11 protein-coding genes are annotated in these 13,632 nt (G+C 73.8%); 3 read left to right on the top strand and 8 right to left on the bottom strand.

Translation table 11 applies throughout. The features are described 5' to 3' along the window. Positions 1-46: 46 nt before the first annotated feature. Entirely contained in the window at positions 47-1,270 is a 1,224-nt protein-coding gene (locus DMB38_RS07260; protein WP_125934451.1) for a helix-turn-helix domain-containing protein, read from the bottom strand. A 114-nt stretch (positions 1,271-1,384) separates the two neighbouring features. Here DMB38_RS07260 and DMB38_RS07255 point away from each other — a divergent pair, with 114 nt between their 5' ends. Next, entirely contained in the window at positions 1,385-2,299 is a 915-nt protein-coding gene (locus DMB38_RS07255) for an SGNH/GDSL hydrolase family protein (RefSeq protein ID WP_125934450.1), read from the top strand. Between the two features lie 142 nt (positions 2,300-2,441). Here DMB38_RS07255 and DMB38_RS07250 read toward each other — a convergent pair whose 3' ends face one another. Next, positions 2,442-3,371 carry a LysR family transcriptional regulator gene (locus DMB38_RS07250; protein ID WP_125934449.1) on the bottom strand — a complete coding sequence of 310 codons (930 nt, stop codon included), beginning with the start codon at positions 3,369-3,371 and terminating at the stop codon, positions 2,442-2,444. A gap of 106 nt (positions 3,372-3,477) precedes the next feature. Between DMB38_RS07250 and DMB38_RS07245 the strand changes: the two genes are divergently transcribed. Further along, positions 3,478-4,872 (top strand): hypothetical protein, encoded by a 1,395-nt coding sequence (locus tag DMB38_RS07245; RefSeq protein ID WP_125934448.1) that lies wholly within the window; start codon positions 3,478-3,480, stop codon positions 4,870-4,872. Between the two features lie 55 nt (positions 4,873-4,927). Here DMB38_RS07245 and DMB38_RS07240 read toward each other — a convergent pair whose 3' ends face one another. The 3 genes from DMB38_RS07240 to glnA form a co-directional block, all read right to left on the bottom strand. Continuing rightward, the gene (locus DMB38_RS07240) at positions 4,928-7,363 is read right to left on the bottom strand and encodes a hypothetical protein (RefSeq protein WP_125934447.1); all 2,436 of its coding nucleotides are present in this window, start codon (positions 7,361-7,363) and stop codon (positions 4,928-4,930) included. A gap of 99 nt (positions 7,364-7,462) precedes the next feature. Then, positions 7,463-8,893 (bottom strand): SWIM zinc finger domain-containing protein, encoded by a 1,431-nt coding sequence (locus tag DMB38_RS07235; protein WP_240662011.1) that lies wholly within the window; start codon positions 8,891-8,893, stop codon positions 7,463-7,465. 189 nt (positions 8,894-9,082) lie between these two features. After that, positions 9,083-10,498: a type I glutamate--ammonia ligase gene (gene glnA, locus DMB38_RS07230; protein WP_047015365.1), complete on the bottom strand. Its 1,416-nt coding sequence runs from the start codon at positions 10,496-10,498 to the stop codon at positions 9,083-9,085. 273 nt (positions 10,499-10,771) lie between these two features. On the opposite strand from glnA, the gene DMB38_RS07225 reads away from it, so the two are divergent. Further along, complete coding sequence (locus tag DMB38_RS07225) at positions 10,772-11,248, top strand: RDD family protein (RefSeq protein WP_125934446.1); 477 nt, start codon at positions 10,772-10,774, stop codon at positions 11,246-11,248. Positions 11,249-11,440: 192 nt separating this feature from the next. Here the strand turns inward: DMB38_RS07225 and DMB38_RS07220 are convergent, their stop codons facing one another. The 3 genes from DMB38_RS07220 to lipA all read right to left on the bottom strand — a co-directional run bounded on the left by DMB38_RS07220 (position 11,441) and on the right by lipA (position 13,580). Then, positions 11,441-12,136 (bottom strand): DUF4191 domain-containing protein, encoded by a 696-nt coding sequence (locus tag DMB38_RS07220; RefSeq protein ID WP_018837591.1) that lies wholly within the window; start codon positions 12,134-12,136, stop codon positions 11,441-11,443. A gap of 126 nt (positions 12,137-12,262) precedes the next feature. Further along, positions 12,263-12,496, bottom strand: coding sequence for a hypothetical protein (locus DMB38_RS07215; protein WP_125934445.1), 234 nt, complete (start codon positions 12,494-12,496; stop codon positions 12,263-12,265). Between the two features lie 145 nt (positions 12,497-12,641). Then, entirely contained in the window at positions 12,642-13,580 is a 939-nt protein-coding gene (lipA, locus tag DMB38_RS07210) for a lipoyl synthase (RefSeq protein WP_047015362.1), read from the bottom strand. Positions 13,581-13,632 lie beyond the last annotated feature (52 nt).

The following is a 13,632-nucleotide window of genomic DNA, read 5'->3' as shown; positions in this document are numbered from 1 at the left end:
TGGCCACCGGCTCCACGCCCGGGCTCCCCCCCCCGCCCCCGGGCCGTCAGGCCCGTAACGTGCGGCGGGCCACCAACGCCGCGCTCAGGCGGCGGGCGTCCGCCGGGACCGTCGGGGTGAGGCCCGTGAGGAGGGCGATGCGGCGGATGCGGTAGTCGACCGTGTTGGGGTGCACGTGCAGCGCGGCGGCCGTGCCGCGGCGGTCGAGGTCGCGCGCCAGGTACGTCTCCAGGGTGTGCAGCAACTCCGGGCGGCCGGCCAGCGGTTGCAGCAGGCCGGCGAGCCCGGTCAGCGCCTCGCTCGGGCGGCTGAGCTGGTAGTCGAGGAGCACGTCGGCCAGCCGGTACAGGCCCGGCGGCCGGTCCGTACGCCGTACCAGCTCCACGATGTCCGCCGTCTGCGCCACCGCCGCCGGCAGCCCGTCCGGCGCCGCCCCGGCCGCCGCCGCCGTCACCGCCGCCCCGACCGCCGTCTCCGTACGGTCGATCAGCCCGCACAGCGCCGCCCACGGCGGCTCCTCCGCCACCGGCAGCAGCGCGGTGCCGCCGCCGGCGTCGAGCGCGGTGAGCGCCGTTTCGCCGGCGAAGCCGTTGAGCGCCGTCTGCAGCCGGCGGATCTTGCGCCGGGCGGCGATGCGGGACCGCGGTCCGGGGGAGTGCTCGTCGGGGTGCGGGGCGACGTACAGCGTCATCGCGACGTACCGCGGCGCCGGCCGCAGCCCCGTGCGGCGGGCGATGCCCTCCAGGGGCTCCCCGGCGAGCAGCGCGGCCAGCAGCGCGTGCCGCGGCGCGTGCTCCTGGACGTCGAGCACCTGCCGGGCCTCCAGATACGCGGCGCTGACCGCCGCCACCAACTGCCGCTGCAGCACGAAGAGATGCCGCAGCACCTCCTGCGCGTCGGCGAAGTCCGCGGGCCGCGCCTCCGCCGAGATCTCCTCCCAGCCCATGGCCGTGCCGATCTGGTACGCGCTGAGGATGGCGTCCAGCGGCACGCCCTCCTCGGCGCGCTGCGCGGCCGACTCCCGCTGCCGTACCAGCTCGTCGTCGCGCGCCGGGCCGCGGCGCTGCAGCACGTCGGCGAAGAGACGCAGGCTGCGCTGCACGATGTCGGCGATGTCGCCCGCGACCTCCTCGGGCGGCAGGGCGGCGTACACGGGCAGTTCGGTGAGCAGCCGGTCGACGACGCGGTGGGTGAGCGCGGGCACCCGGGCCCGCAGCCGCGCGTCGACCGGGCTGCCGCCGATACACAGCGGTGTGTTGTCACGCGTCACAACGGCTCCCGGAGAAGTCTGCGTTACTGACCAGTTAAGCGCAGCCCGGCCCGTCTGCATCATGTGCACGACACAACTTTCCGCCCCACCCACCCCCACCGCCGGGAGCCGCCGATGAACGTGCTGCCGAAACTCCTCAAGGGCGCGCTGGGCGCCGCCGCGGCGACCGGCCTCGTCGTCGCCGGCACGGCCGCCCCGGCCGCCGCGGACTCCGCCGCCGCGGACTCCGCCGCCGCGGACTCCGCCGCCGGCGAGGTCTACGTCGCCCTCGGCGACTCGATGGCCTCGGGCCCGCTCATCCCGCTCCCCACCGGACCGCTCGCCTGCGGGCGCTCCACCGAGAACTACCCGCACGAACTGGCGGACCGGCTCGACGTCGCCGAACTGCGCGACGTCACGTGCAGCGGCGCCAAGACCGACCACATGACGCAGCCGCAGTCGCTCTCGCTGCTCGACGTGGACATGGGCGAGGCACCCCCGCAGTTCGACGCGCTGAGCGCGGACACCACCCTGGTCACGCTGACGATCGGCGGCAACGACGCCGGGCTCGTCGGCGTCGCGCAGGACTGCATGCAGCTCAACCCGCTCGGCGACCGGTGCAAGGACGGCTTCATGGAGGGCGGCGTCGACACCGTCGCCCAGCGCATCGAGGCCATGGGCCCCAAGCTCGGCGCCGTCCTCGACGGCATCCACGCCCGCGCCCCGCAGGCCCGTGTCCTGGTCACCGGGTACGGCGACTACATCAAGCCGGGCGGCTGCTGGCCGTACCAGCCGGTGCTCGCTCCCGACGCCGACTGGCTCCAGGGCAGCGTCAACCACATGAACCGCGTCATCGCCGACCGCGCGGCGGCCCACGGCGCCGAGTACGTCGACGTCTTCACCCCGAGCCGCGGCCACGACTCCTGCCAGTCGCCGGAGAAGAAGTGGGTCGAGGGCTACGTGCCCACCGCACCGGCCGCACCGCTCCACCCCAACGCCCGGGGCGAGGAGGCGTACGCCGGCATCATCCACGACCGACTGACCGGCTGACCCCCGTCCCCGGCCGGCCCGACCGGCGGGGACGGGCCGGCCACCGACGTCCCTCACCCCCCGAGGGGACGCACACACGCCGGCCCGGCGCGGACTCTCCGCGCCGGGCCGGCCGTGTCGGTGCGGCGACCGGGCGGCGGGGTCAGCGGTCCGGAACGGGAACGGGATCCGCGGGCCCGGCGTGCTCGGCGCGGCACACCTCCCGTACGACGCGCAGGAAGGCGTGGAGCACGGGATCGCGGTCCGTACGCCGCCAGATCACCGAGGTGTCGACGGTCAGGCCCGGCCCGGCGAGGGGCCGGTAGACGACGCCGTCGCGGCGCAGGTTCTCCAGCGAGGCGGGCAGCAGGGACGCCCCGAGCCCGGCGGCCACGAGGCCGATGACGGTCTGCTTGGGCGAGGCTTCGCGCAGGGAGGGCGGGGTGTAACCGGCGGCCCGGCACAGGGCGACGATGTCGTCGAAGAGCGGCGGGTTGATCTCCCGCGGGAACTGGATCAGCGGCGTCCCCGCCAGCTCGGCGACCTCGACCCGGTCCCGTACGGCGAGCGGATGCCCCGCGGGCAGCGCCACCGCCAGTTCCTCCGTGAACACCGTCTCCACCGCCAGCCGCGGATCGGGCACCGGCGGGTGGACGAACCCCGCGTGCAGCCGGCCCTCCGCCACCTCGCGGATCTGGTCGGGGATGCGCAGCTCCGTCACGCTCAGCTCGACGCCGGGGCGGACCTGCGAGAACCGGCGCACCACGGGCGGGATGACGCTGTAGATGGCCGCGTCGATGAAGGCCACGGCCAGTTGCCCCGTCTCGCCGCGGGCGGCCCGCAGGGTCAGCTCGACCGCGCGGTCCGCCTGCCGGACGGTCGCCCGCGCCTCGGCCAGGAAGACCCGCCCGGCGGCGGTCAGCGCGACGCTGCGGCGGCTGCGGTCCAGCAGCCGGGCGCCCACGGCCCCCTCCAGCAGGCGGATCTGCCGGCTGAGCGGCGGCTGCGCCATGTGCAGCCGGGCGGCGGCGCGGCCGAAGTGCAACTCCTCGGCGACGGCGATGAAGTACCGCATCTGTCTGAGGTCGACCACGTGTCATATCCGTTCTGTCTCAGAGCCCGTGAAACGGGTATTGGACCCGGCTTGGTTCCGCCCCGGACGCTGGTGCCACCACGCCACGGAAGATGCGGAGGGGCCGATGACGGACAGGCAGGGGATATCGCGCCGGGGTGCGCTGCGGGCGTCACTCGCGGGCGCGGCGGCGGGCGCTGCGGGTGCCGCGGCGCCGGGTACCGCGGCGGCCGACGGGGGTGCGGCGGCGGCCGTGCCGGCCGGCCGGGCCCGTCACGTCGAGGCGGTCGGCTACAGCGACTTGGAGCACCGGCCGGCGTTCAAGATGGCCGTACGGGAGAAGCGCGGCCGCTGGTACCTCTACACCGGGCACTTCTGGGACTCCGGCTGGAGCGTCGTCGACGTGACCGACCCCGCGCGGCCCGAGGTCGTCGCCTACGTACCGGGGCCGGAGAACACCTGGACCCTCCAGGTCGACCTGCACGGCGACACCATGGTCACGGCACTGGAGCAGGTCTTCCCCAACTTCGGCGGCGACCCCGCGGCGCCCTTCGAGGAGGGCGTGCTGATCTGGGACATCGCCGATCCCGTACGCCCGCGCCGGCTGGGCCACTACCGCACCGGCGGCACCGGCACCCACCGCAACCTCTACCCGGGCGGCCGCTACGTCCATCTGGCCGCCGGCGCACCGGGCTTCAGCGGCAACATCTACGTCATCCTCGACATCTCCGACCGGTCCCGGCCGCGGGAGGCCGGCCGCTGGTGGGTGCCGGGCCAGCGGGACGACGAACCGGCCCCGGCGGGCCCGGGACGGGGCGAGGCCGGCGAAGCAGGCGCGGGCGGCTTCTGCTGCTCGGCCGGCCACGACGTGTCCCTGCACGGACCGCCGTATCCGGTGGGGAACCTGGTCTACCTGCCGTACGGCGGCGCGGGCCTGGTGGTCCTCGACATCGCCGACCCCGCGCGGCCCCGGCAGGTGGGACGCCTGTCGTTCAGCCCGCCGTTCCACAGCCGCTTCGGCGTCCACGGCGTCCTGCCGGTCCCGGGCCGGAAGATCGCCTTCGCCAACTCCGAGGACATCTCGTACGGCACGGGCCCGGCGCACCATGCCTCGATAGTCGACATCTCCGACCCGCGGCAGCCCTTCCTGCTCTCCCTGCTCCCCGTGCCGACGCCCCCGCGGGGCGCCGGCTACCCCGACTTCTCCACCCGCGGCGGCTGGAGCGGCCCGCACAACATCAACCACCACCAGCACCACCCCGACGTCCAGCGCCACGACGGCCTGCTCCACGTCGCCCACTTCAACGCGGGCCTCCGCGTCTACGACGTCTCCAACCCCCGTCTCCCCCGGGAAGCCGGCCACTTCATGCCCCCGGAACCGACCCGCCGCTACGGCCCGATGCCGGAAGGCGAACTCGCCCTGCAGACGGAGGACGTGGTGGTGGACCGCCGCGGCTACATCTACATCACCGACAAGAACCAGGGCCTGTGGATTCTCCGCTACACGGGCCCCCGCCCCTGACCGGAGGCCGCACGCCGCCGAAGGCCGGGGGCACCACCGCGCCCCCGGCCGGTCGTCACCCGGCCAGCACACCGTGCAGCCGGCGTGCTTCCTTCACCAGGCGGGACTTCGGCGGCCGGGACGCCACCTCCGCCAGGCCGGGGATCTCTTCGCGCGCCCCGGCACGGACGGCGAGGTCCGTGGCCAGGGCCAGCAGATCGCCCAGGCCGCGGACGCTCGCGCCGGACGGCAGCAGCCGCGGAAGGAAGCCCGGCAGCACGGGCCACACCCGCCTCGCCCCCACGGCCGCCGAGGCGTCCCGCAGCGCGGACGCGAGGCGCGCGGCCATCGGCACCGTCAGCTCACCGAAGGCCGCGGCCAGCCGGCCATGGTCCAGCTCGTCGCGCGAGACCATGACCACCAGGGCGTCGACCGCGGCCGCCCGGCTCTCGCGGCGGTCGTCGTTCAGCCCCGCGGCCAGTGCGCGGTGCGTCGCCTCGCCCTTGGGGCCGGGCAGCGCGGCGAGCCGCACCAGGTGCGGGCAGTCCATGCGTGCGCCGTTGCGGCGCGCGAGGTACCACGCCCAGTCGGCCTGGACGTCGGGGTCGCACGGGAGATCCTCCGGGCGGCAGGGGAACACCGAGGACGCATGAACCGGGCTGCGTCCTTTCGCGGGGCCGGGGCCTGCCAGGAGGGTGGCGAACGGCTCGGGGAAGGCGCCCGGATGCGGGTTCCGCCCACCGCTCCCGAGCCGGTCCGCGAGCCGCCGCCCCGCGGGTGAGGCAAGCGCGTCAGCGGCCGTCCGCGTGGCCGGATCGGCCTCCGGTACGGTCCGCAGCAGCGCCTCCGCCAGGTCCACGGGTCCGGGCTCGACGCCCAGCCGTTCGTACTCGGCGATCCGCGCGACGAGTTCGGCCGTCTCTATCGTGCCGTCGTCGTGTGTGGCGGTGGCCAGGGGGAACGGGGTAGGGATGCCCCTGCGTAGCCGGTCGACCAGCTCCCGGCCCCGGATTTCCACCATCGTGTCGTGTATCGATCCGCTGCCCGGATACGGCACCCCGCACACGGCTGCCGCCACCCCCAGGAGGTTCCACGGTTCGTGCGCGACCCGGGAGAACCAGTCGAGGTGATCGGCGATCCCCGCCTGCAGCGCCGCCGCGAGTGCTTCGTGGTCCCGGTGGGCGTGCCGGATCAGGCGGTCCAGCAGGGCGTCCTCGAACGGGCCGTCGTCCTGGTGGCGGCGCCACCAGACCCGCAGGGCCGCCGCGACGTCCTCCGGGGCGTCGTCCGCCGGGCCGTCGAGCCGCGAAGCCTTCGGCGGCGGGGGCGGGGTGACATCGGGTTCGGGTTCCGGGAGCGCGGTCGGTGCGGGCGCCTCGGCGCCCCGTGGCAGGTGACGGGCGATCAGCTTCTCCACCCGCTCCCGCAGCGCCGCGTCCTCCAGCGCCTCCCGGGCCCCGGCCAGTACCTCGACCGCGGCCCCCCTGGTCGCCGGCTCCTGCCGGACGACCCCGTCGAGCCAGGCCAGTTGGGCCCGGACGAGTTTCTTCTCCGGGCGGAGCAGCACGTCGCGCGATACGTCGACGACCCGGGCCGGGGTGAGGATCCCGCGCAGCACCTGCTGGGCGTGGGCGGCGACGGTGGACGGGCCGTCCAGGAGCAGCCGGACGTAATCGTCCTCGTACGCCGCGCACTCCTTGGCCGGGGGCGCCAGCTCCTCCAGCGTCCACAGCCGGAACCGGACGTCCGCGGCCGCTCCGGTGCCCCGGACCAGGGACGCGAGCACGGCGTCGTGGAGACGCCCGGCGTCCAGCTCGCCGTCGCGGGCGAGCGCCGTGAGCGCGGCGGGCCAGGAGTACATCGGGTCGTCGCGCTCGTACGGGCTCAGATTCGTGTAGCCCGGCACCCCGTCGATCTCGAAGAGGCGGTAGGCGAGGGGCCGCAGGAACGGGTCGTCCGCGAGAACGGTGGCCAGCGGACGTTCGTCCCAGGTCGGCGGCGTGGTGTCGATGTCGTAGCGGCCGGCCGTCTCCCTCGCCCACGTCAGGACGAACGCGTCCGACGTCGGCACCGGGCAGCCGGAGCGCCGGATGAGCTCGACGACCAGGCGGTAATAGGGCAGTTCGCCCTCGTCGAGGCGGCTGTCGGCGAGCCGGCGGACGAGTTCGGCCTGGAACCCGGCATCGCGGGTGTCGGGCCCGTCGGCGAAGAGGCAGGCGATGAGGGCCGTGTCGGGCCGCCAGCCCGGAATGGAGGTGACCCGGGTCTTGCCCTTGAGCAGCCACTCGGCGACGGCCGGGGCAGTGGCGAGGCACCCGGCGCCGGCGAGCTGGACGGCGATGCGACGCGGGTCGTCGTAGGTCCACAGGGTGACCCTGCTGAGCGAGGAGCGGGCGGACTTCAACCCGGGAACCACCAAGCGGCGCTCGTCCGCCGTCATGGCGGCGAGGGCATCGGGGACGGCGAGATAGTCCCCCTTGTCGATGAGCGTGAACAGCGGATGGTCGGACATGTGCGGCGGCGCTCCTCCGTGCGGTGATGCGGTCGGTACGTCGTGGGGCCCCGACGCGATGCGGTGCGCGCCGGGCGCGCCGCGCGGGTGCCGGGTCGGTCAGCGGCTCCGGACCGCTTCCGGGCCGTCAGGAGTCATCGCTCCGGTTCCCGGGGCGTCCGTGGCGATGCGTACGGCGAGGGCGTGACTGCAGGGCCCGCGGCGGCCCTCGTGCTCGGCCCACCACTGGCAGGTGCACGCGAACGCGGCACCGGCGGTTCCGGCGTCCCCCCGCACCCGGTGCGTGTGCCCGTCGGCGGTCGTGACCTCCGCGCGGCCGGGGCCCAGGCCGCGCACTCCGCCCGCGGCGAGGATCGCGCGTGCGGCCCGCAGCCGCGGGTTGTGGTCCTCGGTCCGGCCGGGGACGAACGGCAGCTCGCGGTGGAAGTACGCGGCCGCGGCGGGGTCGTAGCCCACCCGGCCGTCGACTCCGAGGCGGGTGAGCGCGGCACGGGTCCTTCCGACCGTCAGCCCGGCTCCGGCGGCCAGCTCGGCGGTGTCGATCCGGGAGTCCCAGGCGAGCAGCACGGACAGCAGCTCCGCGTCGGCCTCGACGTCCGGCCCGCTGAGATCGTCCAGCACCGTCCCCTCCCCGGAGAACCCCCGGCCCGTCTCGGGCGACAGGGTGAGCGTCAGCCGGAGGCCGGCCGGGAGTGACACCTCCCACGCCGCGGCCTGCGCGGCGCTGCGGGTGGTGACCGGCGGTCCGTAGAGGCGCAGACCCCGGGCGTGGCGCAGCACGCGGCGCAGCGCGGTGAGGCGCTGCGGCCCGGGCAGGCACACGGCCCCCGGCGCGGGCCGGGACGTGGTGCGCAGTCGCCCGTTGGCGGCGACCACCCACTCCGCGCCGCGCGAGGCGTTCCCGGAACCGGCTCGCGGGAGGGCGCGCAGGAAGCGGACGGCCTCGGCGGCGGGCAACTCGGCGCGGAGGTCGAACCGGGAGACGATGACCGGCGTTTCGGCGAAGCCGCGTATCCAGCGATCGGGCAGCGGGACCTTCTTCTCGACGATCGGATCGCCGCCGGCCCGGACGGTGAGTTCGCCTGGTCCCACGGTGAGGCCGAGCGGCTCACGGCCGGCCAGCCGCCCGAGGGCGTCCCGCAGGGGGAGATTGACGTCGACGTTCGTGGTGCCGCGGCCGACCTCTCCGCCGTCCAGTCCGGCCGGGGGTACGTCGAGCCGGGCGTGCACGCCGCAGCAGCCCGAGAACGACTCGAACCGCAGCCAGCCGCCCCCTGCCGTGACCACGGGATCGAGGCTCGCGGAACCCGCCGGCCGGGGATCGTGGTACCGAGCGGCCGCCACATCGGCGACGGCCAGCAACGCGGCGGCCGACGCCTGGGACTCGACGAGGGTCCCGTCGAAGAAGTGGGGGTGGGCGGCGGCACCGGCCGGAGTACGTCCGCCGCTCGTCTGCAGCGCCAGGGCGTGCACGGCGGAATCGAAGGCGGACGAGGCCCGGTAGCTGTACGTCGTCGTGGCTGAGGGCATGTGACGGAACATTAGACGCGGGCTCTGACACCCCGTCGCTCACGGGCCGCCGCCGTCACCGGCTTCACCTGGCGCCCGCCCCCGTGAGCCGACGAGGGCCGTGCCCCCACTCCAGGTGGGGGCACGGCCCTCGCGGCACAGTGCACGGCCGGCTCCCAGGGCTTCCGCCCGGGTCGCCGGCCCTGCTCTTTAGACGTCGAAGTACAGCTCGAACTCGTGCGGGTGCGGGCGGAGCTGGATCGGGGCGATCTCCTGGGTGCGCTTGAAGTCGATCCAGGTCTCGATGAGGTCCGCCGTGAAGACGCCGCCCTGGAGCAGGAACTCGTGGTCGGCCTCCAGGGACTCCAGCACCGCGGGGAGGTTCGTCGGGACCTGGGGGACCGCCGCGTGCTCCTCGGGGGCCAGTTCGTAGAGGTCCTTGTCGACCGGCTCGGCGGGCTCGATCTTGTTCTTGATGCCGTCCAGGCCCGCCAGCAGCATCGCGGAGAAGGCCAGGTACGGGTTGCCCGAGGAGTCCGGGGCGCGGAACTCGATGCGCTTGGCCTTCGCGCTGGCGCCGGTGATCGGGATGCGGATCGCCGCCGAGCGGTTGCGCTGGGAGTAGACCAGGTTGACCGGGGCCTCGAAGCCGGGGACCAGGCGGTGGTAGGAGTTCACCGTCGGGTTGGTGAAGGCCAGCAGCGCCGGGGCGTGGCGGAGGATGCCGCCGATGTAGTAGCGGGCGGTGTCCGACAGGCCCGCGTAGCCCTGCTCGTCGTAGAAGAGCGGCTCGCCGCCGGCCCAGAGCGACTGGTGACAGTGCATGCCGGAGCCGTTGTCGCCGAAGATCGGCTTGGGCATGAAGGTCGCGGTCTTGCCGTTGCGCCAGGCGACGTTCTTCACGATGTACTTGAAGAGCATCAGGTCGTCCGCCGCGGCCAGCAGCGTGTTGAACTTGTAGTTGATCTCCGCCTGGCCCGCGGTGCCCACCTCGTGGTGCTGGCGCTCGACCTGGAGGCCGGACGCGGCGAGTTCGAGGGAGATCTCCGCGCGCAGGTCGGCGAAGTGGTCGACCGGCGGGGCGGGGAAGTAGCCGCCCTTGTAGCGGACCTTGTAGCCCCGGTTGCCGCCGTCTTCGATGGCCCCGGTGTTCCAGGCGCCGGCCTCGGAGTCGATGTGGTAATAACCGGCGTTCGCCTTGGTCTCGAAGCGGACGTCGTCGAAGACGTAGAACTCCGCCTCCGGGCCGAAGTACGCGGTGTCGGCGATGCCGGACGAGGCGAGGTACGCCTCGGCCTTTTTGGCCACGTTCCGCGGGTCGCGGCTGTACTGCTCGCCGGTGATCGGGTCGTGGATGAAGAAGTTGACGTTGAGCGTCTTGTCCTTGCGGAACGGGTCGAGGCGGGACGTGGAGAGGTCCGGCACGAGCGCCATGTCGGATTCGTGGATGGCCTGGAAGCCGCGGATCGACGAGCCGTCGAACATGAGCTGGCCGTCGGGCTCGAAGACGTCCACGGGCACCGTGAAGTGCTGCATGATGCCCGGCAGATCGCAGAAACGCACGTCGACGAACTTCACGTCGTTGTCCGCGATGTACTGCTGGACCTCGTCGGCGTTCTGGAACATCCCACTCCTCCTATGTCCCGCCGCGAGGGGACGGGTAAGCCTGCAGAGCCTGCGCGAGGTGCGCGTGCCGGCGTGCCGGCATGCTCGCCCGAGCCTAGGCACCCGGGATTTCTCGGGCATGACCCGTTTGTTTCGCCGATGTTAACCACCGCCCCCGGCCAGGCCGGGGAAGGCGGCCCCGGCGGCCTTCCGGGTGGCCGGAATCGTATGCGGTCCCGGGCCGTCGGCAGGGGGCGAGGAGGGGCCGCGTGCGCCGGGCAGTACCGTGGATACGTGGATGACGCGGAGAAGCGGCAGGCAATAGGTTCGTGGCTCTCCGGCCCCCGCTCGGCGGCCGAGGACATGGGCGTCGACTTCGGCTACCGGGGCCAGCGCCTCGGGATGCCCGAGACCGGGCCCGGCTCGGTCGCGCCGGTCGGCCGGCGGATCGCGGCGCTGGTCGTCGACTGGCTGCTCTGCCAGCTCATCGCCTACGGACTGTTCGCCGGCGGCGACAGCCGGTCGCTCGGGCTCTGGACCATGGTCGTCTTCTTCGTGATGACCGTGCTGCTGGTCGGCACCCTCGGCTTCACGCCGGGCAAGCGGATCATGCGCATCCGCGTCGTCGCCGAGAGCGGCGCCCGGCTCGGCTTCGTCGGCACCGTCGTGCGCTCGGTGCTGCTCTGCCTGCTGATCCCCGCCGTCGTCTTCGACCGCGACACCCGCGGCCTGCACGACCGGATCGCCCGCGCCGTCGAGGTGCGGTTCTGAGCGAGGCCGGCGCGGGCCGGCGCCCGGGCCGGGTGCCGGGCCGGGGGTCTTCTCGCTCGGGGTTTTCCGGCTTTCCGGGTCTGGCCGGCTTCTGACGCGGGCCTTCTGCCGAGGTCGCTTCTCCCGGCGCCGCAGCCCCCCTCGCGGGGGCTGCCCCGTCCCCGTACGGTCCCCGTACGCGATCCGCCGCGCTCAGCGCAGCTTCCCGCCGCCCTTCGGCATCCGCATGCCCTTCGGCATCGGGCCCTTCGGGATCGGCATATTGCTCATCAGGTCGCCCAGCGCCTTCAGCCGGTCGTTGACCTGCGTGACCTGCGGGCCCTGGAGCACCCGGGGCAGCTTCACCAGCGTGGCCCGCAGCTTCTTCAGCGGCACCTGGCCCTCGTCGTTGCCGACGACGATGTCGTGGACCGGGACGTCCGCGACGACCCGGTTCATCTTCTTCTTCTCGGCCGCCAGCAGGCCCTTCAGCCGGTTCGGGTTGCCCTCGCCGACCAGGACGATCCCCGCCTTGCCCACGGCCCGGTGCACGACGTCCTGCTGCCGCGTCATCGACACCGCGGGGGTGACGGTCCAGCCCCGCTTCATGTTGTCCAGCACCGCCGCGGCCGCGCCCGGCTGGCCCTCCATCTGCCCGAACGCCGCCGCCTCCGCGCGCCGCCCGAAGACGATCGCCATGCCGAGCAGGGCGAGCAGGAAACCCACGATGCCCAGGTAGATCGGGTGCCCGATGAGGAAGCCGATGCCCAGGGCGGCACCGAGGACCAGGATGCCCACGCCCGCGACGATCAGACCGACCTTGGGGTCGGCCCGCCTGGTCATCTTGTACGTGAGGGCGATCTGCTTCAGACGCCCGGTGTTCTCGGGTGTGGGTTCACTGCTGGCCATGCCGCGAATTCTACGGCCAGCCGGGCCCGGGGTCAGACCGGGCCCGGCTCCGGACGGCCGGATCGGGGCGGTGCCGGGAGCCGGGCGGGGTGCGGACGGGGTCCCGGCGGTGGCGGGGCGGGGTGGCTACCGGGGCAGAGCGGACGTACCGCCCGGCGGCGGGTCCGCCTGCGACACCGCCGACTCCGATTCCCGGCGGGCGCTGGCCCGGCGGCGGTCCTCCAGGACGGCGTCCCAGGCGTTACGCCGTGCGGTGCGCTGCTCGCCGCGGAGCAGCACCCCTTCGATCGTGCGCAGCAACCCGGCGACGGTGGGCCGGTGCGGCGGCCAGGACGGTAACGACGACGGTGACGACGGCATGACGGCCCCCCTCGGCGGTCGGGAAGTCAAAGCTGGGTTCCATGCTCACCCCGAGGTGTTACCAGGGCATGGCCCGGCGGTCAAAGCGGGGTGAAGACCGCCGGGGCGCCCGGGCCGGCGGCGCTGCCGGCCCGGTTCCCGGGGCTCACGCCGCGGGCTGCGCGCGCTTCTCCATGGCCTGCTTGTACAGCCGTCCCGCCCGGTACGAGGACCGCACCAGCGGCCCGGACATGACGCCCGCGTAGCCGATCTCCTCGGCCTCCTGCTGCAGCTCCACGAACTCGTGCGGCTTCACCCACCGCTCCACCGGGTGGTGCCGGGGCGACGGCCGCAGGTACTGCGTGATGGTGATCAGCTCGCAGCCCGCCTCGTGCAGGTCCCGCAGCGCCTGGCTGACCTCCGCGCGCTCCTCGCCCATGCCCAGGATGAGGTTCGACTTCGTCACCAGGCCGGCCTCGCGGGCGCGCGTGATGACCTCCAGCGACCGCTCGTAGCGGAACCCGGGGCGGATGCGCTTGAAGATCCGCGGGACGGTCTCGATGTTGTGCGCGAGCACCTCGGGGCGGGAGGAGAAGACCTCCGCGAGCTGCTCCGGCTCGGCGTTGAAGTCGGGGATGAGCAGCTCCACGCCGGTGCCCGGGGTGGTGGCGTGGATCTGGCGCACGGTCTCCGCGTACAGCCAGGCGCCGCCGTCCTCCAGGTCGTCGCGGGCGACGCCGGTGATCGTCGCGTACCGCAGCTCCATGCGCTGCACGGACTCGGCGACCCGGCGCGGCTCGTCGCGGTCCAGCTCGGCCGGGCGGCCCGTGTCGATCTGGCAGAAGTCGCACCGCCGGGTGCACTGCTCGCCGCCGATCAGGAACGTCGCCTCGCGGTCCTCCCAGCACTCGAAGATGTTGGGACAGCCGGCTTCCTGGCAGACCGTGTGCAGGCCCTCGTCCTTGACGAGCTTCTGCAGCGCGTTGTACTCGGGCCCCATCTTCGCGCGGGTCTTGATCCACTCGGGCTTGCGCTCGATGGGGGTCTGGCTGTTGCGGACTTCCAGGCGGAGCAGCTTGCGACCGTCGGGTGCGACAGCGGACACGTCCGGGCTCCTAGCTTTCGATTCCTCGGCGTTCTCCAGCGTACGCCTCTGA

It is taken from the genome of Streptomyces sp. WAC 06738 (genome assembly GCF_003945505.1).
Lineage (GTDB): Bacteria > Actinomycetota > Actinomycetes > Streptomycetales > Streptomycetaceae > Streptomyces.
Note: the sequence above shows the minus strand (reverse complement) of the source record. Positions and strands in the feature narration are given on the sequence as shown.

Bases quoted from the DNA above. Each gene is read 5' to 3' on its own strand.
- DMB38_RS07255 (WP_125934450.1), top strand. From the start codon at position 1,385: ATGAACGTGCTGCCGAAACTCCTCAAGGGCGCGCTGGGCGCCGCCGCG.
- DMB38_RS07245 (WP_125934448.1), top strand. From the start codon at position 3,478: ATGACGGACAGGCAGGGGATATCGCGCCGGGGTGCGCTGCGGGCGTCA.
- DMB38_RS07240 (WP_125934447.1), bottom strand. From the start codon at position 7,363: ATGTCCGACCATCCGCTGTTCACGCTCATCGACAAGGGGGACTATCTC.
- DMB38_RS07235 (WP_240662011.1), bottom strand. From the start codon at position 8,893: ATGCCCTCAGCCACGACGACGTACAGCTACCGGGCCTCGTCCGCCTTC.
- glnA (WP_047015365.1), bottom strand. From the start codon at position 10,498: ATGTTCCAGAACGCCGACGAGGTCCAGCAGTACATCGCGGACAACGAC.
- DMB38_RS07220 (WP_018837591.1), bottom strand. From the start codon at position 12,136: ATGGCCAGCAGTGAACCCACACCCGAGAACACCGGGCGTCTGAAGCAG.
- DMB38_RS07215 (WP_125934445.1), bottom strand. From the start codon at position 12,496: ATGCCGTCGTCACCGTCGTCGTTACCGTCCTGGCCGCCGCACCGGCCC.